The organism is Microtetraspora fusca (genome assembly GCF_001570365.1).
Classification (GTDB): Bacteria; Actinomycetota; Actinomycetes; order Streptosporangiales; family Streptosporangiaceae; genus Microtetraspora; species Microtetraspora fusca.
In genome coordinates this window covers 225490-247574 of sequence record NZ_BBYK01000046.1, presented here as the reverse complement: position 1 = coordinate 247574, position 22085 = coordinate 225490, and the positions used below count along the sequence as shown (strand labels likewise).

The window sequence follows — 22085 nt, the reverse complement described above, 5'->3', positions numbered from 1 at the left end:
GATCATGACCAGGGCTTGGCGTGGCCTCATCGAGGAGTACCGTGACCGGCTTCCGGTGACCACGACGACGCCCGTGGTCACCCTGCTCGAAGGCGGCACGCCGCTCGTGCCCGCCAGGCGCGTCTCCGAGATGACCGGCTGCGACGTCTATCTGAAGGTCGAGGGGCTCAACCCGACCGGCAGCTTCAAGGACCGCGGCATGACCATGGCCATCAGCAAGGCCGTGGAGGACGGCGCGCGGGCCGTGATCTGCGCCTCCACCGGCAACACCAGCGCCTCGGCCGCCGCCTACGCCGTACGCGCCGGGCTGACCTGCGCGGTGCTCGTGCCGCGCGGCAAGATCGCCATGGGCAAGCTGGCCCAGGCGCTCGTCCACGGGGCCCGGCTGCTCCAGGTCGAGGGCTCCTTCGACGACTGCCTCGACATGACGAGGAAGCTCGCGGAGAACTACCCCATCGCCCTGGTCAACTCGGTCAACCCGTACCGGCTGCAGGGGCAGAAGACCGCGGCGTTCGAGATCGTCGACACGCTGGGCGATGCCCCGGACGTCCACTGCATCCCCGTCGGCAACGCCGGCAACATCTCGGCGTACTGGATGGGGTACAAGGAGTACGCCGCGGACGGCGTCGCCACCAAGACCCCGCGGATGCTCGGCTTCCAGGCGAGCGGCGCCGCGCCCATCGTCGGCGGCGCCCCGGTCACCCACCCGCACACCATCGCCACCGCGATCAGGATCGGCAACCCCGCCTCCTGGAAGCTCGCCGAGGCGGCGCGGGACGAGTCCGGCGGCGACATCCAGGCAGTGACCGACCGCCAGATCGCGGCGGCGTACAAGCTGCTCGCGCAGAGCGAGGGCGTCTTCGTCGAGCTCGCGTCGGCGGCGAGCGTCGCGGGCCTGCTGCAGGCCCACGAGCAGGGGCTGCTGACCCCGGGCCAGCGGGTCGTCTGCACCGTGACCGGCAACGGCCTCAAGGACCCCGACTGGGCCATCTCCGGAGCGCCCGCCCCGGTGACGATCCCGGTCGACGCCTACGCGGCGGCCACCGCGCTCGAACTGGCCTGACCCCTGAGCGGTCGCGTGAACGGCGCCGGCCCCGCCCGCGCCGTTCCCGACCGCGTACGGCTCGCGTACCGCCTCAGGCGCCCGTGCGGCACGGCTCGTCCGTCGTGTCATGTCGGGCCGGGGCGTCACGTCGAGCCGGTCGCGGCACGGCCGCGTGCCGCGCGCCCTCCCCGTGGCGGCTGCCCGGGGACTCCATCTCACGAGGAGTTCGATGACAGGTAGCAGCAGCGTGGTCGTCCGGGTTCCGGCGACGAGCGCCAACCTCGGTCCCGGATACGACACCCTCGGCCTGGCGCTCGACCTGTACGACGAGGTCGAGGTCGCGCTCTCCGACGACGGCGTGACGGTCGAGGTCGAGGGACAGGGCGCCGGGGAGGTGGACCCGGGCGAGGGACACCTGATCGTCAAAACCATGCGGGCGACCTTCGACCGCATGGGCGTCCCACAGCCCTCCGGCGTCACACTCCGCTGCCGCAACCGCATCCCGCACGCGCGCGGCCTCGGCTCGTCCTCCGCCGCCATCTGCGCGGGCATCCTCGCCGCCAGGGCGCTCGCGCCGGCACTCTCCGGCACGGCCGGCGGCATTTCGGACGACGACGTGTTCGCGCTGGCCACCGAGTTGGAGGGCCATCCCGACAACGTGGCGCCGTGCCTGGCCGGAGGGCTCACCATCGCGTGGTCCGAGCGGTCCGGCACTCCGCGTATGGTGAAACTGCCCCTGCACGAGGACGTCCGGCCGGTCGTGTTGATCCCGCCCTTCCGGTCGTCCACGAAGGAGGCGCGCGGGCTGCTGCCGAAAGAGGTGCCGCATTCCGACGCCGCCGTCAACGCGGGGCGGGCGGCGCTGCTCGTCGCGGCGCTGACCCGGATGCCGGAGCCCGGCCTGCTTCTCGCCGCCACCGAGGACCGTCTTCACCAGGACTATCGCGCGCCTGCCATGCCGCAGACCGCCGACCTGGTGCGACGGCTGCGCACCGCGGGGGTTCCCGCGGTCGTCTCGGGAGCGGGTCCGACGGTCCTTGTCTTTTCGACATCGGACACCGAGGATTTGATCGCACCAGAAGTGGGTACGGACTGGCTCATCCAGCCCTTGAACGTCCACCTGCAGGGTGCGGGCGTTCAGTTTCCCGAGACACGCTGATGCCTCTTCGACCTCCAGGGAATAGCCGTGTGCGCTGGTGATGTTAGGCTGATAGCCGCACCAGGTGCCCCCATGTTGGGTGCGTGCTTGTCATTCGCACATCGCTGCACTTCGCTCCGCGTCCTTCGACGCGGGCAGGGCGATTTTCCCGAAACCGCTTCCTCCCGTTGCCCCGATCGGCGCGGCGAGAGGTGGGGTTCTCGGAGGCATGCGCGTTCGAACCACTTCGACATCTGGCAGTTCGCGATTCCGGAGCGTCACCAACACCTGAGATTCGCGAAGCCCGACCCGGTCTGTCCCGCCGGGTCGCACCACCGGGACACCAGGACGCACGAGTCCGGTGCCCGACCCCTGGGAAGGACCCTTAGTTGAGCGACACCACCGAACTCCTCTCCGACGGCCAGGCCGCCGGCGACACCCCCACCACTGCTCCGGCTCGACCGCGTCGTCGCTCCGGCACCGGCCTGGCCGGCATGGTGCTGCCCGAGCTGCAGGCCATGGCCACCGGGCTCGGCATCACCGGGATCGGGCGGATGCGCAAGAGCCAGCTCATCGCGGCCATCCAGGAGAAGCAGGGGGCGACGGGAGAGGCGCAGGCGGAGCCGAAGCCGGCCGCGGAAGCGCCGGCCGCCGTCGCCGAACGCCCCGCTCGCGGTCGCAGGGAACGTTCCCGCGCCACCGCGGCCGCGCCCGTGGCCGAGAGCCGCGAGGAGCAGCCCGCCGCCGAGCGCGTGGACAGCGCTCCCGCCGCGGCCCCCGCCGTCGCCGCCTCCAGCGCCGTCACCGCGAGCGCTCCCGCCGTCGCGGACGCCCCGGCGGTCACCGAGGCCCAGGGCGACGCCCAGAACGAGACGCGCGGCGAGAGCCGCGGCGAGCGCTCCGACCGCCGTGAGCGCCGCGGCCGTGGCGACCGGCGTGAGCGTTCCGACCGCTCCGGCGACCGCGAGAGCCGTACGGACCAGCGGGCCGCGGACGCGGGCGACGCCCAGACGCGTGGCCGTGACCAGCAGGGCCGCGACGGTCGCAGCGACAACCGTGGCGACCGCGCTGACCGTGGCGACCGCGCTGACCGTGGCGACCGCGCTGACCGTGGCGACCGCGCCGACCGTGGTGACCGCGCCGACCGTGGTGACCGCGCCGACCGTGGTGACCGCGGCGACCGTGGTGACAGCCGGGGCGACAGCCGTGGTGACCAGGGCGACGACGCCCGCGGCCGCCGCGGCAGGTTCCGCGAGCGCAACCGCCGTGGCCGCGACCGCTTCGACAGCAACGAGCCCGTGATCAGCGAGGACGACGTCCTCATCCCGATCGCCGGCATCCTGGACATCCTCGACAACTACGCGTTCGTCCGCACCAGCGGCTACCTGCCCGGCGCGAACGACGTGTACGTGTCGCTGGCGCAGATCCGCCGCAACGGCCTGCGCAAGGGAGACGTCATCACCGGCGCCGTCCGGCAGCCGCGCGACGGCGAGCGGCGCGAGAAGTTCAACGCGCTCGTCCGCCTCGACACGGTCAACGGCATGGAGCCGGAGCAGGCCCGGCAGCGGCCCGACTTCAACAAGCTCACGCCGCTCTACCCGCAGGAGCGCCTGCGCCTGGAGACCGAGCCGAACGTCCTCACCACGCGGATCATCGACCTGGTCTCGCCGATCGGCAAGGGCCAGCGCGGTCTGATCGTCTCGCCGCCGAAGGCCGGTAAGACGATGGTGCTGCAGTCGATCGCCAACGCGATCACCCGCAACAACCCCGAGTGCCACCTGATGGTCGTCCTGGTGGACGAGCGTCCGGAAGAGGTCACCGACATGCAGCGGTCGGTGAAGGGCGAGGTCATCCACTCGACCTTCGACCGTCCCGCCGAGGACCACACCACGGTCGCCGAGCTCGCCATCGAGCGGGCCAAGCGCCTGGTGGAGCTCGGTCACGACGTGGTCGTGCTGCTGGACTCGATCACCCGTCTGGGCCGCGCCTACAACCTGGCCGCGCCCGCGTCGGGCCGCATCCTGTCCGGTGGTGTGGACTCCACCGCGCTGTACCCGCCGAAGCGCTTCTTCGGCGCCGCCCGCAACATCGAGAACGGCGGCTCCCTGACGATCCTCGCCACGGCGCTGGTCGAGACCGGCTCCAAGATGGACGAGGTCATCTTCGAGGAGTTCAAGGGCACCGGAAACATGGAGCTCAAGCTCAACCGGTCCCTCGCCGACAAGCGGATCTTCCCCGCGGTGGACGTCGACGCGTCCGGCACCCGCAAGGAAGAGATCCTCATGTCGAAGGACGAGCTCCAGATCGTCTGGAAGCTGCGCCGGGTGCTCCACGCCCTCGACATGCAGCAGGCGCTCGAACTCCTCCTGGAGAAGATGCGCGAGACCAAGTCGAACGCCGAGTTCCTGCTCCAGGTGCAGAAGACGACGGTCAGCAACGACCGCGACTGAGTTCCTGTACGGCGAAACGCCCCGGGTGGTTCCGACCACCCGGGGCGTCTCCCTTTCCGGAGCGTCCCCCGACGCTGTGGTCGTGGGACGTGTCAGGAGAGCCGCGGCGAAGGGGCGGCCCGGCCGTCCTCCGCCGGAGGGGCGTCGTCGCCGGGCCCTCCGGCCCCGACAGGGGCGGTACCCGTTTCCGAGCCCGTGCGCCCGGCCGTGAGGAACTTGACGTCCTTCCGCTGCCCGAGGACCTCGCCCGCCTCGCCGTACGCGGTGACGGTGACGTCGGGGGAGTCGACGACCATGCCGCCCAAGCCGTCGTCTGGGCCGGGAACGGACGCGGCGGGCACCCGTCCGACGAAGAAGCCATTGTTCACCTGTGCGGCGGCGCGCCGACCGCCCGCCCAGTCGATCTCGACCCGGCGCACGTCGGATGTGACGCGTCCGGCGACGACACGGTAGCTGCCGCCGGATTGGTCGTCGTCCCGCATTGCGTGCGAATCGGTCTGCACCTCGTACGCGTCCACGGTGAGGGCCCCGGTCAGGCCCGCCTCCAGATCGCCGGGTGGGGCGTAACCCCAGTACGTGAACACCGGACGGTCGGCGAAGTTCGGGTTCTTCTGCGGCGTGCACAGGACGAATCCGGCGGTGCTGCCGACGAGTGCCGTCGATCCCACGTCGTCGCGATACTCCGCGAGGACGCGGAAATCGCCGACCTTGCCGTGCTCCGGGATGCGCTTACGGCTGTCCATTTCGTGCACGGGGCCACCCAAGGGCATGCAGTCGCGTATGAGCTTCACCTGCTCGGGGGTGTTGTCCGGCAGCTCGTGGACGCTCGCCGCGATGTCCTTGCCGCCGGACGCCGGCAGTACGACCCCGACCACGGAGGCCGCGGCGACCGCGAGCCCCGCGAGTGACCACGACAGGCGGCGCCGCCCCGACCGGACCAGTGCCCGTGAGGCGTAGACGTGCGCGTCCACCGGCCGGGCCTCCCGCGCCATGAGGTGGAGTTCCTGGGCGATCTTCTGCTCATCGAGATCCATGATCAGCTCTCCTGAGTTGCGGGGGCGCCGACCAGACCGCGGAGCCGGACGATCGCCTGGTGGGCCTGGCTGCGGACGGTTCCCACCGAGCAGCCCATGATCTTTGCGACCTCCGATTCCGGGAGGTCCTCGTAGTAGCGCAGCACCAGCACGGCGCGTTTGCGCGCGGGGAGGGCACGCATGGCCCGGGCGAGGGTGACGCGCGTGTCGATGTCCCCGCTGTGGTCGCCGATCGGCAGCTCGGGAAGGACGTCGGTGGCACGTTCACGCCCCCAGCGCGGACTTCGCCACCGGTCGACCTGCTCGTGGTACATGACCCGGCGTACGTACGCTTCGGGGTTGTCGCGGATCTTCCGCCACCGTCCCGCCGTCTTGGTCAACGCGGTCTGCAGCAGGTCCTCGGCCGCGTGCTGGTCGCCGGTCAGGAGGTACGCGAGCCGGATGAGGCTGTCCGACCGGCCGGCCACGAACTCCGTGAAATCGTCTCGTCTGCTGGGGTGCAAAGGTTCTCCTCGGGTCTCATCACTCATGGGGACGAGCGCGAGGTCCCGGTTCTATGGCGCCCTTCTCGTCGCCGGACGCGAAAAGGCCCGCACGGTGTGAACCGTGCGGGCCTTCCCTGGTGCTGTACGGCTTGCGCCAGGGGTTGGTGACGCGAGGCGTGCAGATCCCCTGAGCCGCTACTTGACCGTCACGAGCTTGTAGTTCGAGTAGGAGCCGTAGGTCGTGCTGGTGCCCGTGGCCGCCAGACGCCAGTAGCCGGTGTACTTCGGCTTGACGGTCTTGCTGAACTTACCGGTCGAGCTGGAGCCGACGTAGCCCACGAACGACCACTTCGAGGAGCCCTTCTTCTTGAAGTAGAGCTTCATGATCTTCTTCTTCCACGCGCCGGAGCCGCGGTAGACCTTGCCGGAGAGCTTGGTCGTCTTGCCCTTCTTCAGCGAGGTGGGCGAGGCGGTCAGCGTGATCTTCGAGCTGGCCTTGGAGGAGCCGGACTTCTTGACCTCGAAGCCCTTGACGAAGCTGTAGGTCTTCGAACCACGGGTGACCGTGATCTTCAGCTGCCAGGCGCCGGTCGAGGTGCTGTAGTCGAAGGAGGCCGAGTCGTGGTACGACTTGCCGTCCGACTCCATGCCGGTGCTGAGCGAGATGTAGTCGTCGTAGCTCTTGCTCTCCAGCCGGACGTCGGTGAGCTTCTCGTCGCCCGACTTCTCCAGCTCGAACGCGACGAAGACGTCGACGTCCTTGCCCGACTTCAGCGTGACGGGGTTCGGCGAAACGCTCGCCCCGTTGACCCGCGTCGCCGCCTTGACCTCGAAAGTCTCATCCTTGGTCACAGCGTCGCCACCATCGGGCTTTACCGTGACCCTCAAGGTCCACTTGCCAGTGGAGGTGGTCGGCTTGTCGCTCGACGAGACCGGAATGGTGCCCTTGACCTCAACAGGACTTGTCGGCGGCGTCGGGGCCGGCGTGCTGTTGGCCAGATCCGTCAGCTGAGTGACCGAGGCAGAATGACCCGCGCTGGTGGTCTGCTCTCCCTCCTTCCAGAACTCCGCCTTGATGGTCGGCGCCTTGTTGCCGACATAGGGGTCATTGACCTTGATCACGAAGGGAATCGTGTCGCTGCCGGTGGGCGGGATGAAGGCCACCGACGTGTCCACCTTGATGTCGGCGATGCCCAGTGCGCGAAGGGCGACGGCCGATACGGCGTTAGCGGGGGAGGCTACGGTGATGGCCGCACCGGTAGCGAAGAGTGCCGCCCCCGTTGCGGCTGCTACTGCAAGCCGCAGGCTCTTCCTCATGGATACCCCTAACATTGGTAAAATTGAGGGAAAAGTCGGGTTTGAACACCGGAGCCTAGTGGTGCCTGTGTGACTCGTCCACCCGGATGGTGAGGTTGCACCTCATTTACCGAGCCCTTTCCCGAACGTTCCACAATGTTGGGATATGGGCCATCACCTGGGAACTCGAGAGTTATCCACATCCTGAGAGGTCTCTGAGAGGCATTCCGACAAGCGCCGCAGAAACTGATCTTCGGCGTCGAAAGTGGCATAGGACACATCGCGACACGCCGATGGCGTCCCGCTTTCCGGCGCTTCCCGCGGAGTCTGGTCAGGCCGCCTACCAGAGGCCGTGACGCCCCCGGGAGGCGGGTCGGCGCGGCACGCCGACAGCCCGGAGGACGCCGCGTGTACAGGCGGGGAATAGCCGACGGCGTGGAGCGGTTTCACGATCTGGCACACTGGTAGCCGAACCGCAGCGGTACCGGTTCCCGCGCGCGCGTCCGTATGTGCCCGACGCGCGCAAGCCTGCACGGGCGATCCTGCAAGGTGAACAAGCGACCCGGCGACCGCGCCTAGCGTTAGGACTGAACAATGAAGCCCGAGATTCACCCGGACTACGTCGTCACCCAGGTGACCTGCACCTGCGGGAACAGCTTCACCACCCGCAGCACCGCCAAGAACGGCGTCATCCACGCCGACGTCTGCTCCGCCTGCCACCCGTTCTACACGGGCAAGCAGAAGATCCTCGACACGGGCGGCCGGGTGGCGCGCTTCGAGGCGCGCTTCGGGAAGAAGGCCCAGAAGGGCCAGTAGCTCTTCGCGGACGCCGGCTCGGACCGTCTCTTTCGATTTCGACAAGAGGCGTGCCCGGGTCGGCGTTCTTCGTGATGGAGGCCAAATCCCGAAAGCCGTACCCAAGGAAAGGATCGCGGTGAATCTCGACGAGATCATCAGTGAGTACGCGGATCTGGAGTTGAAGCTCGCCGATCCCTCCGTGCACGCCGACCAGGCCAAGGCGCGGACGTACGGCAAGCGCTACGCGACGCTCACGCCCATCGTCACGACGTACCGCGAGCTGGAGGGCGTCCGGGAGGACCTCGCGGCGGCGCGGGAACTGGCGGCGGAGGACTCGGCGTTCGCCGACGAGGCCACCGAGCTGGAGGGTCGCATCCCGGCGCTGGAGGAGCGGCTGACGCACCTCCTGGTCCCGCGCGACCCGAACGATGACAAGGACATCATCATGGAGATCAAGGCGGGTGAGGGCGGCCAGGAGTCGGCCCTGTTCGCCGGCGACCTCCTGCGGATGTACCTGCGATACGCCGAGCGCGTCGGATACAAGACCGAGATCATCGACGCCCAGCACTCCGACCTCGGCGGCTACAAGGACGTCACGGTCGCGATCAAGGGCAGAGAGGGCGTCTGGGCCCGCCTCAAGTTCGAAGGTGGCGTCCACCGCGTCCAGCGCGTCCCGGTGACCGAGTCCCAGGGCCGCATCCACACCTCGGCGGCGGGCGTGCTCGTCTACCCCGAGGCCGAAGAGGTGGACGTCCAGATCGACGCCAACGACCTGCGGATCGACGTCTTCCGGTCGAGCGGCCCCGGTGGCCAGAGCGTCAACACCACCGACTCCGCCGTCCGGATCACCCACGTCCCGACCGGCGTGGTCGTGTCCTGCCAGAACGAGAAGAGCCAGCTCCAGAACAAGGAGTCGGCGATGCGCATCCTGCGGGCCCGCCTGCTCGCGATGGCCCAGGAAGAGGCCGAGGCGGCGGCCATGGCCGAGCGCAAATCGCAGGTGCGTACGGTCGACCGTTCTGAGCGGATCCGTACTTACAACTTCCCTGAGAATCGCATTTCCGACCATCGGGTGGGCTTCAAGGCCTATAACCTCGACCAAGTCCTGGACGGGGATCTGGACGCGGTGATACAGGCATTGCTCGACGCCGAACTGGCGGAAAAGCTGGCTGCCCATTCGTAAGTGGACCGATGACCTTCCTGCTTGACGAGATCGCACTCGCCACCGCCCGGCTCGCCGAGGCGGGCGTGCCGTCACCGCGAACCGATGCCGAGGAGATCGCGGCCTTCGTGCACGGCGTGCCGCGCGGCAAGCTGCACACCGTCAAGGACGCGGACTTCGACGCCCTCTTCTGGGAGGGCATCGCGCGTAGGGAGGCCCGGGAGCCGCTGCAGCACATCACCGGCCGGGCCTACTTCCGCTACCTCTCGCTCGAAGTGGGCCCCGGTGTGTTCGTTCCTCGGCCCGAGACCGAGGTCGTGGCCGGCTGGGCGATCGACCGGCTGCGCGAGATGGACGTCGCCTCACCCGTCGTCGTCGACCTTGGCACGGGATCCGGCGCCATCGCGCTGTCGATCGCACAGGAGGTGGCGCTCGCCCAGGTCCACGCCGTCGAGATCGACCCCGTGGCGTACGGCTGGGCCAAGCGGAACATCCTGGAGCACGGCCAGGGTCGGACGACGCTGCATCCGGAGGACCTCACCGACTGCCTGCGGGAACTGAACGGCAAGGTCGATCTGGTGATCTCCAACCCGCCGTACATCCCGCCGGGAGCCGTCCCGCGCGACCCCGAGGTACGCGACTACGACCCGTCGCGCGCCCTGTACGGTTCCGGAGAGGACGGCCTCGACGAGGTCAGAGCGGTCGAACGCACGGCACGGCGGCTGCTGCGGCCGGGCGGGTTCGTCGCGGTCGAGCACGCCGACGAGCAGGGCAACGCCGTCTACTGGCTCTTCTCGGAGGACAACGGCTGGCGTGACGTACGGCTGCGCCAGGACCTCACGGGGCGGGACCGTTTCGTCACCGGGCGCCTCGGACAGGAGTGAGAGCCGTGCCGTACCTGAGAAGGAGATGGGACGCATGAGCAGTAGGCGCTATGACTGTGCGAAGCAGGGCGAGCGCACCTCCGGGCTGATCGACGCGGCGTCGGCCGTACGCGGGGGCGAACTGGTGGTGTTGCCGACGGACACGGTGTACGGCATCGGCGCCGACGCCTTCACCCCGTCGGCCGTGGCGGCGCTTCTGGAGGCCAAGGGACGCGGCCGCGACATGCCGGTCCCTGTGCTCGTCGGCACGGTACGCGCGGCGACCGCCCTGGTCGAGGACCTCGGTCCGTACGGACAGGACCTGGTGGACTCGTTCTGGCCCGGACCGCTGACGTTGATCTGCCGGGCCAACCGGTCGCTGTCGTGGGACCTCGGCGACACCAAGGGCACCGTCGCCGTGCGGATGCCGCTGCACGCCATCGCGCTCGACCTGCTCAAGGACACCGGCCCCATGGCGGTTTCCAGCGCCAACCGGTCCGGCGCCGCGCCCGCCACCACCGCCGAGGAGGCGGAGGCGCAGCTCGGAGACTCCGTCGCCGTCTATCTGGACGGCGGCAAGTGCGCCGACGACGTGCCCTCCACGATCGTGGACCTGACCAGCGCGGTGCCCCGGGTGCTACGCAAGGGTGCGCTCTCCGTGGAGAAGCTGCGCGGTGTGGTGAGCTACATCGCCACGGGGGATTGACTCAACACCAGCAAACCGGGTCAATCATGCCGTCTGGCTATCGAAGGCATGTCGGGCTAACGTCGCGGTTACGGTAAGTGCGCCGATGTCTTCGTGGAGGCGTGCCCATGCCCAAACTGGACGGGATGGACCCGAAGCTGGTCCGCGAACTGCTGGCCCACGTCAAGCAGGCCGCGAAGCAGATGGACGGCATCGAGGCCCAGGTCACGCGGCTCACGCGCGCCGCCGGCGTCGCCGTACAGACGACCCACCGTCCCGCCCAGGTGGCGGACGCCTGCGGCGCGATGGTGAAGGACGTCGCCGTACGGCTCGACCTCCTGGAGAAGAAGGAGAAGCAGTCGTCCGGGGCGGCCAGGCCGTCGTCGGCGTCCTCCGGTGCCGAGCGCGACATCACGAAACCGGCGGACGACCCCAAGGACGACACCGCCAAGAAGACGCCTACGGACAAGGACCCGCATTCCGGTAAGGGATCGGACTCGGCCAAGGGGGCCGACAACGGGCCCGATAAGGGCGCGCACGGCACATCCGATGATTCGCCGCACAAGAAGACAAAGTCTCCGGACCATGGCACGTCCAAGGGCACCGACGCCGAACCGGACATCACCCGACCGGCGGACGACCCCAAGGACGGCGCGGCCAAGGACCCCAGCCACGACTCCGGCAAGGAGACCGCCAAAGAGCACGGGAAAGCGTCCGGCAAGGAATCCGGGAAGGATGCCGGGCACGGATCCACCGGCAAGGAGACCGACGGTCGGGGGAGCGCCGACAATCCCGGCAAAGACCCCGGGAAGGCCAAGGAACACGCGCCGAAGACCGGCGGTTCCTCCGGCGGGGGCAAGACGGACGAAGAGCCCATCCGGGTGGACATCGCGTCAGAGGACGTCGCCCCGAAAGCCACCACCGCCGCCCCCGCCCCGAAGATCGCCGTCGACAACCCCCATCCGGACGCCGTCTACGACACCTGGAACGGCACCGACACCGGACACGCCTCCACCGGCACCGGAGGCGCGTCCAGCGGGACGACGGGTACCGGACATGCTTCGACCGGGACGGCCACCGGTGCGGGAAGCACCATCACGACCGCGGGTGCCGGCGACGTTTCGAGCGGCTCGGCAACAGGTGCCGGAGGTTCCTCTCCTGGTACGGCGGCTGGAGACGTCTCTGCCGGGACGACGACGGGTGCCGTCGATGCGTCCACCGGAACGACGGCAGGTGTCGGCCACGCTTCGACGGGCACAGCCGCCGGTGCCGCCGGGACGGGAAGCACCATCACGACGGCAGACGGCGGCTCCGTGGGGGCGGCAGGAGATGCGTCCGCGAGCGCGGCCGGCACCACCTCGACCGGCACCCCGGCGGCGGGTACGGCCTCCGCGGGCGCCGGCTCAGGAGGAATTCCGGTCGGCACGACCGACGGAGCGGCCACGAGCACGACAGGGGCCGTAACGTCCGGCAGCACCGCGACACATGCGCCCGGCGTGCCCCTCGGCGGTGCTGACGGCGCGTCCACCGCCGCATCCCCTGCGTACGGCGACGCCGGGGCCGGGGTGCACGCGGCCTCCTACGGCGAAACGGCGGCTGCCCCCGGCGCGGGGGTGTCGTCCGGCGGCATACCCGGTGTGGGGGGCGGTGGCGATGCGGGCGTCACGGCTACCGGCCAGGCCGGGGACGTGTCGGCCGGCACGTCCTCAAGCGCCCCAGCTGCCACAGGCGGCGGTGCGGGTGCGGCCTCGTCCGCGAGCGGTACAGGGGACGCCTGGGGGAGCTCGATCATCGGCACGACCGGGGAAGCGTCATCTGCCTCCTCCCCAGGGACAGCGACTACGGTCTCCGGTGATACCGGGACGGCGTCGCACGGCGTCCCGGCTACTACGGGCGCGGTGGCACACGGTGCCTACGGAGGGGACGGCGCATCGGCCGCCGGCGGCTCAGGCCTTTCGCGGGACGATTCCCTCATCATCGACACGCCGTGGAAGGACCATCCGGACGACATCGATCAGACCGTCGGGCGGCAGGTGATCGTCGTGGACGGCGTGAAGGTCGTCTCCACGCCCATGAACCACGTCGCCGACGCCGCTCTCACCTCGGTGGACGGCGGCGCGGCCCAGCCCACGACCGCGCACGTCACGGCCGGTGCCGCTACAGGAACCCCGGACACAGGCGCCGTCGGCGGCCCCGGCTCCGGGCACGCGCCGGATGCGGGTAGCGCTGGAACAGGGGCTACGACGACCGGAGCAGGCGCGGGGGCGGGCACGGTGACCACCGGAGCCGCGACCGGGACAGCCGGACACGCATCAGGAACCGGCACGACAGGCGCCCAAGGTTCCGGCGACCTCGGCTCCGGCGTTCATGGTTCAGGCGGCCAGGGATCGAGCGTTCACGCGTCGGGAACCGGCGGTGCGGCCATCCAAGGGGCCGACGGGTCAGGCGGCCACGGATCGGTCGCCCACGCATCGGGTGGCCACGGATCGGGAGCTCACGGATCGGGAGCTCACGGATCGGGAGCTCACGGGACCGGAACGCAGGGGAGCGGAGCTCACGGGGCGGGTGTTCATGCGGTAGGGGTTCACGCGGCGTCTGGCACGTCGCCCGGGCCGCACCCCGACGGCCCGCCGGGATTCGTCGAGCCCCTGGAGCCGACCCGGCAGAGCGTACGTCATCCGGGGTTGGCCCCCGGAGACCCTCTCGGAGATTACGTGGGAACGCCGGAGGACAACGTTACGGAAGATCCGTTCGCCACGGGTGGCGGTGACGCCGTTCACGGCACGCCGGACTCCGTGGACGCGGCGAGAGAGAAGGCCAAGGGAGGAAAGACGTGATCTATGGGGATCCGCCCGCGCCCACACCGCTCCAGGCGGGAGAGACGCCGCCCGCGCCGTCGGCCACGGATCTGCTCGCGCCCGGCGGCCAGCACACGACGTGGGTGTTCAACCCCGAATACCAGCGGCTCGTCGATCTCTGGCTCCAGGTTCTGCCGCTCATGGAACAGCTCACCGGATCTCTGGACAAGCCGTATCAGATGGCGCGGAGCACCGACGTCTGGGACGCGCCCGTGGCCAAGCGGTACGTGGACGACGTGGCCGAGTGGCGCAACCGGCTGGCGATGTACCGGCAGGCCGTGCTGACCGCCATCAGCGACCAGGCCGCCGACACGCCGCGGTGGATCCCCAGGGGCGTCGGCGCGCCGCCCGCGTTCTCCTGACACCTCGTCACCTGGACGGCGCCCACGTCGGCCCGTCTTCCCCAAGCCGGGCTGTCCCCACCAAAGCGGGTCACCAAAGCGGGTCACCAAAGCGGGCCCCCAGGCCGGTCGCCCTACCGTCTGTGGCCGTCGTCGCCCGCCCCGACGTGTATACGGACCCTGGCCTTGTCTCCGTCGATTTCGGTTCCGGCTTCATCGATCGAGGCCCGTCCTCACCCACTGCGGCGTTGTCTCCACCGGTCCGGGGACGTCTTCACCGACCGCGATGGTCGGCCGGTCTGGGCATGTCTTCGGTCTCCGTCGCCCCGGGTCCACCTTCGCCGATGTCAGCGATGGTGCCGGTGCACACGGTGGCCTCGGACGGAATGCGACGGGCCGGAGGGCGCTGGGGCGTCCAAGGTCACCGGGGAGAAACCAGGTGCGCGTAGACGATCACGTTGTTGAGGTAGTGCCCGCTTCCCTGGTCGAAGGTTCCACCACAAGTGATCAGTCGCAGACCTGGGAAATCCGTCATTCCGTACACTTTCCCCGTCGGAAAACGATCTTTTCGTACGCTTTCTAGGGAATCGACGCTAAATGTGGCCTGTGTCCCGTCCTGTCGGGACACCTTCACGGTGTCGCCCGGCCGCAGGTCGCCGAGGCGGAAAAAGACCCCCGGCCCCTGCTTCGAGTCCACGTGCCCGACGATCACGGCCGGTCCGGTCGCTCCCGGCGCGGGGCCGAGCCGGTACCAGCCCGCTTCGTCCACCCGGGAGAGTGGCGGCACCTCCAGCGTGCCGTCCGGGTTCTTGCCGAGCGTCATGAGGCCCGTACGCACGCCGATCCGCGGGATTTCCAGCCGTACCGGAGGCGAGGCGGGCATCGCCTTCGCGGTCGGCCTCGCCGGTTTGGCGGCCGTCGGCGCCGCCTCCGGGGTGGCCGCGCTCAGGGGCGGAGCGGGCGGCAGAGACGGGGCGGCGTCGGGGGAACAGCCGAGCGCGAACGCGGCGACGGACACGGTGACCAGGGCGAGAGCCGCGACTCCGCCCGCAAACCCGCGCCGCATCAAAATGCTCCGATTTGCAGCGTTTGCTGTGATTTAAGCAACACGACAGCGTTCTGTCCCATAGGCCACAAATATACCTTTAAGATCATATGGAACGGTCTATAGAGTTTGTTCGGGACGGTCAGTGATGGTTCGGGTGGGGACCCGGCGCGCCCCTCACCAAATACGGCGCCTCGGTGGCAGGGCGCGCGCGTACGGCGATCCCGGCCGGCATCGGGCCTCCTCGCGGGCGGACGGCGGCCGCGACCTGCCCCCGGTGGACATCTCCGAGATGCGGGTCATCGTGCTCGTCCCCGCGCACAACGAGGAAGACCAGATCGCGGAGACCATCCAGTCGCTCCACCTCCAGCAGCGCAAGCCCGACAAGGTCATAGTTGTCGCGGACAACTGCACCGACGCGACCGAGGAGATCGCCCGATCGTACGGCGCCGAGGTGATCAGGACGGTCGGCAACCGGCACAAGAAGGCGGGCGCGCTCAACCAGGTGCTGGAGGGACTGCTGCCGGACCTGGACGGTCGGCACGCGGTGCTCGTCATGGACGCGGACTCGGCGCTCCATCCCGGGTTCATCCACAATGCGGTCGCCAGGCTGGCGCCCGGGAAGCTGGCCGCGATCGGCGGCACGTTCACCGGAAAGCCCGGCGGCGGCCTCGTGGGCATGTTCCAGCGGAACGAGTACGCCCGCTACGCCCGGGACGTGCGCAGGCTTCAGGGGAAGGCCCTTGTGCTGACCGGTACGGCGACGCTGTTCCGCGCCCTCGCGCTCAAGGAGGTCGTGTCCGCCCGGCGCGCCGGCCGCCTGCCCGGACGCGACCGGGTGTACGACGTGCGCGTCCTGACCGAGGACAACGAGCTGACCCTGGCCCTCCTGCACCTGAGGTTCCGCATCCTCTGCCCCGCCGAGTGCACGCTCACCACAGAGGTCATGGAGACCTGGGCGGACCTCTTCAAGCAGCGTCTCCGGTGGAAACGTGGGGCGCTGGAGAACCTCACGGACTACGGCTGGACGCGGGTGACCCTGCCCTACTGGGGGCGCCAGCTCCTGTCGCTCGTCGGCATCATCGTGATCTTCGCCTATCTCGGCGCGACGACATGGTCGATCGTCGTCGCGGGCGGACTGGTGATTCATCCTCTCTGGCTGGCCATCACGGTCATCTTCATGATCGAGCGGGTCGTGACCGTCAGCAGCAGGGGCCCCAAGCAGATGGCGATCGCGAGCCTGCTGTTCGTCGAAATGGTTTTCGACGTATTCCTGCAGATCGCTCAGGCGAAAGCCTTCTGGGACGCCGCATGGCGTAGAGAAAGGAAATGGTAAATGTACAACAATCCCCCTATCGGTGGTGTTGCCGCCGGTTTCGGAGGCGGCGCGCTGTCGGCCCCCTTCGTCGGCTGGAACGCTTTCTGGATCGCGCTGGGCGCGTTTACGCTGGTCTCCGCGGCCGTCGCGATCAAGCGGATCATCCCGAAGCGGCAGTCGTGATCGCCGTTCGGTAATGGCCGACAGCGTGTTCACGTAAACGGCCGCCGCGGCGATCCCGCGGTGCTCTGCCGCAATTTCCCTGATATTCGGTAGAGCTTCCGTAAAGCCCGTTGAGGGCAGCCGTGGCGGCCATTTCCGGGCTTACATTGGGAGAACGGTCGTTCCTGCGATGTGAGCCCGGTCGATGAATGAGACGCACCCGTTCTACGGACCCGATTTCTCCCAACTGGCGCGGCAGGATCCCGAGGTCGCGCAACTGCTTCTGGACGAGCTCGCCCGGCTGCGCGGCGGGCTCCAGCTCATCGCGGGCGAGAACTTCACCTCGCCCGCCGTGATGGCGGCCCTCGGCTCCACGCTCACCAACAAGTACGCCGAGGGATACCCCGAACGGCGGTACTACGCCGGCTGCGAGGTGGTCGACCAGGCCGAGCGGCTCGCCGTCGACCGGGCCAGGCGGTTGTTCCGCGCCGATCACGTGAACGTCCAGCCCCATACCGGGGCCTCGGCCAACTTCGCCGCCTACGCCGCGCTGCTCAAGCCCGGCGACACCGTGCTCGCGATGGCGCTGCAGCACGGCGGCCACCTGACCCACGGGTCCAAGGCCAACTTCTCCGGCCGATGGTTCGACGTCGTCTCCTACGGCGTGCGCCGGGACAACGAGCTGATCGACTACGACGAGGTCCGCGACCTCGCGCTCAGGCACCGCCCCAAGCTGATCATCTGCGGCGCCGCGACCTACTCCCGGCTGATCGACTACGCGGCCTTCCGGGGGATCGCCGACGAGACCGGCGCCTGGCTGCTGGTGGACGCCGCGCACACGATCGGGCTGATGGCGGGGGAGGCCGTCCCGTCCGCGGTGCCGTACGCGGACGTGGTCACGTTCACCACCCACAAGACGCTGCGCGGGCCGCGCGGCGGCGGCATTCTCTGCACCGCCGAACTCGCGCAGCGGATCGACCGAGCGGTCTTCCCTTTCGCCCAGAGCGGCCCGCTGATGCACTCGGTGGCCGGGAAGGCGGTCGCGTTCGGAGAGGCGCTGCGGCCCGAGTTCCGCACGTACGCCGCGAGAGTCGTGGAGAACGCGGCTGCCTTCGCCGAGGCGGTCACCACCGAGGGGTTGCGTCCCGTCTCGGGCGGCACGGACACCCACCTGGTTCTGCTCGACGTACGCGGTGCCGGTGTGACGGGAGCGGAGGCGGAGGGCCGCTGCGAGGAGGCGGCGATCATCCTCAACCGCGGCGCCATCCCGTACGACCCGCAGCCGCCCACCGTCACCTCGGGCATCCGGATCGGCACGTCCTGTGTGACCACCCAGGGCATGGAGCCGGGGGAGATGAAAGAGATCGCCTCAGCAGTCGTGCAGGCCGTGTGCAAGCCTGGTGCTATAACGTCAGTGATCGAACGGGTAAGGGCGCTGACCGCCGCGCATCCGGCTTATCCCGGCGAATGAGGCGCTTCGCCGCCTTTTCCCGTCACAACTGGTCCGCCCAAGCGAGAAACTAGGTCCGTGCGCGAATATCTGCTCCTGGCGCTCGTCACGGCCGCGGTCACCTACCTGCTGGTGCCTCCGGTCCGGGTGTTCGCACTGCGCATCGGCGCGGCGCCCGAAGTGCGGGACCGGGACGTGCACACGGTGCCGATCCCGAGGCTGGGGGGCCTGGCGATGTTCGGCGGGATGGCCGCCGGACTGCTGCTCGCGACACACCTGCCCTACGTCGGAGGCGCGCTCGCCACGGGTCAGGCAGGGCAGACGGTGACCGCGCTTCTGGTGGCGGGCGGCGTGATCGTGCTGACCGGCTTCCTGGACGACTGGCTCGGCATGGACGCCCTGGTCAAACTGGGCGGCCAGATCGCGGCGGGCGGTCTGCTCGTCTATTTCGGGATGTACCTGCCCTGGCTGCCACTGCCCAAGGACATGGGCGGCTCGACCGGGCTCGACGCCAACCTGCGCACGATCATCACGATCATGATCGTGGTCATCGTGATCAACGCGGTCAACTTCGTGGACGGCCTGGACGGGCTCGCGGCGGGCATCGTGGGCATCGGGGCATTGGCGACGTTCGCGTACTCCATCGCGCTCTCGCAGAACAGCAGCGGGTCGCGCATCAACGTGACGGCGGCCATCGCGGCGATCCTGATCGGGATGTGCCTCGGCTTCCTGCCGCACAACTTCAACCCGGCCAAGATCTTCATGGGCGACACCGGGGCGATGCTGATCGGGATGCTCCTCGCCACCTCCCTGATCACGATCATCTCCTCGGTCGACTCGGGCGCCATCGACCGGATGAACAAGTTCCCGGTCGTGCTGCCGCTGCTGCTGCCGATCGCGGTGATGGTCCTGCCGTTACTGGACCTGGTCATGGCGGTGGTCCGCCGCACGTCCGCCGGCCTGTCGCCGTTCGCGCCCGACCGCGGCCACCTGCACCACCGGCTGCTCGACATCGGCCACTCGCAGCGCCGCAGCGTCCTGATCATGTACGGCTGGACGTTCCTGTTCTCGTTCACGCTGGTCGGCCTGTCGATCGGCGGCGTGCCGCTGATCCTGTTCCCGATCACCGTCGTGCTGGCGATCGCCGTGCTCATCCTGATGGCCTCGCCGCGGTGGCGCTCGCGCAAGGGCGGGCGCCGCGAGCGGCGGCGCGGCAAGGACGAGCCCGGGGCCGGCGGCGCGAGCCGGCCGGGCGGCCACTCCTCCGCGTTCGGCGCCGGCCCCTCCGATCCCGGTACGGCCGAGGCGAGCGCGACGAGGCGCGCCCGTGCCACCCCCCTCTGACCGCCGTACCGAACTCCTGATCGCCGCCGCGAACCGGCAGGTAAAGGCAGCCCCCGCTGAGCTTGTGATAGCTTTCACTAGCAGGGAGTTCCACATGCTGGAATCTCTCTGGAAGCAATCGCTCGCTTGACAACCGGTTCATGGAGTTCCGATGCAGGCCAACGACGTGCGCGTGCTCAAGGGCGCCGCCCTCCCCACCCTCGCGGTGGGCCTGGTCGCCGTGGTCGTCGCGGTGATTCTCGCCGGTGTTCAGGGCGCGATCGGCGCGCTCATAGGCATCGCCCTGGTCGCGGTCTTCTTCACCGTCGGCCTGGTCGCCGTCTCGTGGGCCGGTCGGATCTCGCCGCAGATGATGATGCTGGCCGCGATCGCGAGCTACGCGGTCAAGGTCCTGCTCATCATGGCCCTGCTGAAGGCGTTCGAGGACGCGACCGCCTTCAACCCGCGCGCCTTCGCGCTGACCGTCGTGGCGTGTACCGTTGCATGGACCGCGGGGGAGATGCGCGGCTTCATGAAGTTGAAGCTGCTTTACGTCGAGCCCGAGGCCGGAGTTTCCGGGCAGGGAAACCCGTGATCCGCGTCGCGGCGCAGTCCGATATGACTAGTCCGCTCCCTGCCTGCTATCGTCGTGCCCGCGATGAGCGAAATGAAGCGCAGCCCAGAAGAGGACGGCCGCGACTTCGCCAATGCCGCCTGGTCGATTCCCAGCTATCTGATCTCGGGAATGATTATCTGGGGCGGCTCCGGCTGGTTGCTGAGCCGTTGGACGGGCGTGCACGCTTTCATTCCCGCCGGCATCCTCATCGGGGTAGTGCTCGCGATCTACCTCGTCTACTTGAAGTACGGTCGCTGAACTCAGCCGACGGTCATCCCTCTGGGCAAGCCATCCTGATCCATCTCCACGTTGAAGGGAACGCCGCGTGAGCGCGCTGACGGTTCTCGCCGCCGACGAGTTCAAGGCCCCGGGGCTTGAACTGTTCGACTTCCCCCCGCTCTGGGACGGGGCGCCCTTCTGGCTGACGAAGCCGGTGCTGCTCGCGCTCCTGAGCTCGCTGGTCGTCATCGTCTTCTGCTGGTCGGCGTTCGCCAACCCCAAGCTGGTGCCGAGGGGCGTCCAGAACGTGGCCGAGATGGGCTACATGTTCGTGCGGGACCAGGTGGCCCGGCCGTTCCTGGGCAAGGACGCCGACCGCTACATGGGCCTGCTGCTCAGCCTCTTCTTCCTGGTCTGGATCTGGAACCTGATGGGCGTCATCCCCGTCCTGCAGTTCCCGGTCGCCTCACACATCGCCTTCCCCATCGTGCTGGCGGTGTCCGTCTACGTGTTGAAGATCTACCTGGGCATGAAGCACCAGGGCGGTCTCGGCTACTTCAAGAACATGATGTTCCCGCCCGGGCTGCCGAAGCCGATCTACTTCCTGCTGGCTCCGATCGAGTTCCTCTCGAACATGATCGTCGCCCCCTTCACGCACGCGGTGCGACTGTTCGCGAACATGTTCGCCGGTCACATCATTATCGCGTTCTTCAGCATGGTGGGCTTCTGGTTCCTCTTCGAGAAGCTGACCCCGCTCGGAGCGCCGGTGGGAGTGCTGGGTGTCCTCTTCACGATCGCCATGACTGGCTTCGAGTTGTTCATCCAGTTCCTGCAGGCCTTCCTGTTCGCGCTGCTCGCCGCCATGTACATCGGCGGCTCCCTGCACGCCGAGCACTAAGACCCCTTCCCGCCTAGTCCAGACCGGTGACACCCTGCACCGGCCGTCCAGTAAAGGAAAAGCAATGAGCGTTCTCGCTGAGGTCTCCGGCAACATCGGTTCGATCGGTTACGGCCTGGCGACCCTTGGCCCCGGCATCGGCGTCGGCCTCATCTTCGGCAACGGCCTTCAGGCCATCGCGCGCCAGCCGGAGGCCTACGGCCTGATCCGGCAGAACATGCTCCTCGGCTTCGTTCTGGTCGAGGCCCTCGCGCTGATCGGCCTCGTCGCGCCGTTCATCTACTGACGGAAGACCCCTGACGGAAGGCTGCATCCATGAAAGCGGCAGCTACGCTTCTCGCGGTTGAGGGCAACAGCCCGATCATGCCGCACCTGTACGAGCTCGTCGTCGGCGTCTTCGCGTTCCTTCTCGTCCTTGTTGTCGTCGGCAAGATCCTGACGCCGCGCATCCAGAAGACGCTGAACGAGCGCACGGAGGCGATCGAAGGCGGCATCAAGAAGGCCGAGGACGCCCAGGCCGAGGCCCAGCGCACGCTGGAGCAGTACCGCGCCCAGCTCGCCGAGGCCCGCCAGGAGGCGGCCCGGATGCGGGAAGAGGCGCGCGAGCAGGGCGCCCGGATCAAGGCCGAGCTCCGCGAGGAGGCGCAGGAAGAGGCGCGTCGCCTCATCCAGGCGGCTCACGCGCAGATCGAGGCCGACCGGCAGCAGGCCATGGCGCAGCTGCGCGGTGAGATCGGTCGCCTGTCCACCGAACTCGCCGGCCGCATCGTGGGTGAGTCCCTGGAGGACGAGGCCCGGCAGCGCCGTGTCGTCGACCGGTTCCTCGAGCAGCTCGAGGGAACGCAGGCGGTTCGCTGATGTCGCGGCGAACCCGACGCGCTGAGCGCGGCGAACGAGGG

General features: G+C 68.9%; 22 protein-coding genes. 18 read left to right on the top strand and 4 right to left on the bottom strand.

Annotated elements, in window-relative coordinates; translation table 11 throughout:
• The first annotated feature begins 4 nt into the window (after window positions 1-4).
• The 3 genes from thrC to rho all read left to right on the top strand — a co-directional run bounded on the left by thrC (window position 5) and on the right by rho (window position 4633).
• Entirely contained in the window at window positions 5-1063 is a 1059-nt protein-coding gene (gene thrC, locus AWQ68_RS16505) for a threonine synthase (protein WP_066941270.1), read from the top strand.
• A gap of 211 nt (window positions 1064-1274) precedes the next feature.
• Entirely contained in the window at window positions 1275-2204 is a 930-nt protein-coding gene (thrB, locus tag AWQ68_RS16500; RefSeq protein ID WP_066941267.1) for a homoserine kinase, read from the top strand.
• Between the two features lie 368 nt (window positions 2205-2572).
• The gene (rho, locus tag AWQ68_RS16495; RefSeq protein ID WP_066941265.1) at window positions 2573-4633 is read left to right on the top strand and encodes a transcription termination factor Rho; all 2061 of its coding nucleotides are present in this window, start codon (window positions 2573-2575) and stop codon (window positions 4631-4633) included.
• Between the two features lie 92 nt (window positions 4634-4725).
• On the opposite strand, the gene AWQ68_RS16490 is transcribed toward rho, so the two are convergent.
• The 3 genes from AWQ68_RS16490 to AWQ68_RS16480 form a co-directional block, all read right to left on the bottom strand.
• Window positions 4726-5667, bottom strand: coding sequence for a hypothetical protein (locus AWQ68_RS16490; protein WP_066941263.1), 942 nt, complete (start codon window positions 5665-5667; stop codon window positions 4726-4728).
• Window positions 5668-5669: 2 nt separating this feature from the next.
• Window positions 5670-6170, bottom strand: coding sequence for a SigE family RNA polymerase sigma factor (locus AWQ68_RS16485; protein WP_174554112.1), 501 nt, complete (start codon window positions 6168-6170; stop codon window positions 5670-5672).
• Between the two features lie 177 nt (window positions 6171-6347).
• Window positions 6348-7469, bottom strand: a complete 1122-nt coding sequence (locus AWQ68_RS16480; protein WP_157545353.1) for a hypothetical protein — start codon at window positions 7467-7469, stop codon at window positions 6348-6350.
• Window positions 7470-8042: 573 nt separating this feature from the next.
• Here AWQ68_RS16480 and rpmE point away from each other — a divergent pair.
• The 6 genes from rpmE (at window position 8043) to AWQ68_RS42505 (ending at window position 14176) form a co-directional block, all read left to right on the top strand.
• Complete coding sequence (rpmE, locus tag AWQ68_RS16475) at window positions 8043-8264, top strand: 50S ribosomal protein L31 (RefSeq protein ID WP_066941258.1); 222 nt, start codon at window positions 8043-8045, stop codon at window positions 8262-8264.
• A 118-nt stretch (window positions 8265-8382) separates the two neighbouring features.
• Window positions 8383-9429, top strand: a complete 1047-nt coding sequence (gene prfA / locus AWQ68_RS16470) for a peptide chain release factor 1 (RefSeq protein ID WP_066941255.1) — start codon at window positions 8383-8385, stop codon at window positions 9427-9429.
• 8 nt (window positions 9430-9437) lie between these two features.
• Window positions 9438-10292, top strand: coding sequence for a peptide chain release factor N(5)-glutamine methyltransferase (prmC, locus tag AWQ68_RS16465; RefSeq protein ID WP_066941254.1), 855 nt, complete (start codon window positions 9438-9440; stop codon window positions 10290-10292).
• A gap of 34 nt (window positions 10293-10326) precedes the next feature.
• Complete coding sequence (locus tag AWQ68_RS16460) at window positions 10327-10977, top strand: L-threonylcarbamoyladenylate synthase (RefSeq protein ID WP_066941252.1); 651 nt, start codon at window positions 10327-10329, stop codon at window positions 10975-10977.
• Window positions 10978-11084: 107 nt separating this feature from the next.
• Window positions 11085-13793, top strand: a complete 2709-nt coding sequence (locus AWQ68_RS16455; RefSeq protein ID WP_066941250.1) for a beta strand repeat-containing protein — start codon at window positions 11085-11087, stop codon at window positions 13791-13793.
• A complete protein-coding gene (locus AWQ68_RS42505) occupies window positions 13790-14176 on the top strand; it encodes a hypothetical protein (RefSeq protein WP_245655947.1) in 387 nt (128 codons plus the stop codon). Before AWQ68_RS16455 ends, AWQ68_RS42505 begins: the two co-directional genes overlap by 4 nt.
• Before the next feature lie 400 nt (window positions 14177-14576).
• On the opposite strand, the gene AWQ68_RS16445 is transcribed toward AWQ68_RS42505, so the two are convergent.
• Window positions 14577-15173: a class F sortase gene (locus AWQ68_RS16445; protein ID WP_218006896.1), complete on the bottom strand. Its 597-nt coding sequence runs from the start codon at window positions 15171-15173 to the stop codon at window positions 14577-14579.
• A 175-nt stretch (window positions 15174-15348) separates the two neighbouring features.
• Here AWQ68_RS16445 and AWQ68_RS16440 point away from each other — a divergent pair, with 175 nt between their 5' ends.
• From AWQ68_RS16440 to AWQ68_RS16405, 9 genes are all read left to right on the top strand, one after another.
• On the top strand, window positions 15349-16536 hold the full coding sequence (locus AWQ68_RS16440; protein ID WP_218006895.1) for a glycosyltransferase family 2 protein: 1188 nt from the start codon (window positions 15349-15351) through the stop codon (window positions 16534-16536).
• Complete coding sequence (locus AWQ68_RS43560; RefSeq protein WP_169808928.1) at window positions 16537-16701, top strand: hypothetical protein; 165 nt, start codon at window positions 16537-16539, stop codon at window positions 16699-16701.
• Between the two features lie 184 nt (window positions 16702-16885).
• The gene (glyA, locus tag AWQ68_RS16435; RefSeq protein WP_066941246.1) at window positions 16886-18151 is read left to right on the top strand and encodes a serine hydroxymethyltransferase; all 1266 of its coding nucleotides are present in this window, start codon (window positions 16886-16888) and stop codon (window positions 18149-18151) included.
• A gap of 57 nt (window positions 18152-18208) precedes the next feature.
• Window positions 18209-19474 carry a glycosyltransferase family 4 protein gene (locus tag AWQ68_RS16430; protein WP_084464064.1) on the top strand — a complete coding sequence of 422 codons (1266 nt, stop codon included), beginning with the start codon at window positions 18209-18211 and terminating at the stop codon, window positions 19472-19474.
• Window positions 19475-19625: 151 nt separating this feature from the next.
• Window positions 19626-20048: a Cg1360 family ATP-synthase-associated protein gene (locus AWQ68_RS16425; protein ID WP_066941244.1), complete on the top strand. Its 423-nt coding sequence runs from the start codon at window positions 19626-19628 to the stop codon at window positions 20046-20048.
• A 63-nt stretch (window positions 20049-20111) separates the two neighbouring features.
• Window positions 20112-20327, top strand: a complete 216-nt coding sequence (locus AWQ68_RS16420) for a hypothetical protein (protein ID WP_066941342.1) — start codon at window positions 20112-20114, stop codon at window positions 20325-20327.
• A 67-nt stretch (window positions 20328-20394) separates the two neighbouring features.
• Window positions 20395-21186, top strand: coding sequence for a F0F1 ATP synthase subunit A (gene atpB / locus AWQ68_RS16415; RefSeq protein WP_066941242.1), 792 nt, complete (start codon window positions 20395-20397; stop codon window positions 21184-21186).
• Between the two features lie 64 nt (window positions 21187-21250).
• The gene (gene atpE, locus AWQ68_RS16410; protein ID WP_066941240.1) at window positions 21251-21472 is read left to right on the top strand and encodes an ATP synthase F0 subunit C; all 222 of its coding nucleotides are present in this window, start codon (window positions 21251-21253) and stop codon (window positions 21470-21472) included.
• Between the two features lie 29 nt (window positions 21473-21501).
• Complete coding sequence (locus tag AWQ68_RS16405; protein ID WP_066941238.1) at window positions 21502-22044, top strand: F0F1 ATP synthase subunit B; 543 nt, start codon at window positions 21502-21504, stop codon at window positions 22042-22044.
• The last annotated feature ends 41 nt before the right edge of the window (window positions 22045-22085 follow it).

Bases quoted from the DNA above. Each gene is read 5' to 3' on its own strand.
- prmC (WP_066941254.1), top strand. From the start codon at position 9,438: ATGACCTTCCTGCTTGACGAGATCGCACTCGCCACCGCCCGGCTCGCC.
- thrC (WP_066941270.1), top strand. From the start codon at position 5: ATGACCAGGGCTTGGCGTGGCCTCATCGAGGAGTACCGTGACCGGCTT.
- AWQ68_RS16405 (WP_066941238.1), top strand. From the start codon at position 21,502: ATGAAAGCGGCAGCTACGCTTCTCGCGGTTGAGGGCAACAGCCCGATC.
- AWQ68_RS16455 (WP_066941250.1), top strand. From the start codon at position 11,085: ATGCCCAAACTGGACGGGATGGACCCGAAGCTGGTCCGCGAACTGCTG.
- rpmE (WP_066941258.1), top strand. From the start codon at position 8,043: ATGAAGCCCGAGATTCACCCGGACTACGTCGTCACCCAGGTGACCTGC.
- AWQ68_RS16460 (WP_066941252.1), top strand. From the start codon at position 10,327: ATGAGCAGTAGGCGCTATGACTGTGCGAAGCAGGGCGAGCGCACCTCC.
- AWQ68_RS16425 (WP_066941244.1), top strand. From the start codon at position 19,626: ATGCAGGCCAACGACGTGCGCGTGCTCAAGGGCGCCGCCCTCCCCACC.
- AWQ68_RS43560 (WP_169808928.1), top strand. From the start codon at position 16,537: ATGTACAACAATCCCCCTATCGGTGGTGTTGCCGCCGGTTTCGGAGGC.
- AWQ68_RS16440 (WP_218006895.1), top strand. From the start codon at position 15,349: ATGGTTCGGGTGGGGACCCGGCGCGCCCCTCACCAAATACGGCGCCTC.
- AWQ68_RS16480 (WP_157545353.1), bottom strand. From the start codon at position 7,469: ATGAGGAAGAGCCTGCGGCTTGCAGTAGCAGCCGCAACGGGGGCGGCA.
- atpE (WP_066941240.1), top strand. From the start codon at position 21,251: ATGAGCGTTCTCGCTGAGGTCTCCGGCAACATCGGTTCGATCGGTTAC.
- thrB (WP_066941267.1), top strand. From the start codon at position 1,275: ATGACAGGTAGCAGCAGCGTGGTCGTCCGGGTTCCGGCGACGAGCGCC.
- AWQ68_RS16490 (WP_066941263.1), bottom strand. From the start codon at position 5,667: ATGGATCTCGATGAGCAGAAGATCGCCCAGGAACTCCACCTCATGGCG.
- glyA (WP_066941246.1), top strand. From the start codon at position 16,886: ATGAATGAGACGCACCCGTTCTACGGACCCGATTTCTCCCAACTGGCG.
- AWQ68_RS16420 (WP_066941342.1), top strand. From the start codon at position 20,112: ATGAGCGAAATGAAGCGCAGCCCAGAAGAGGACGGCCGCGACTTCGCC.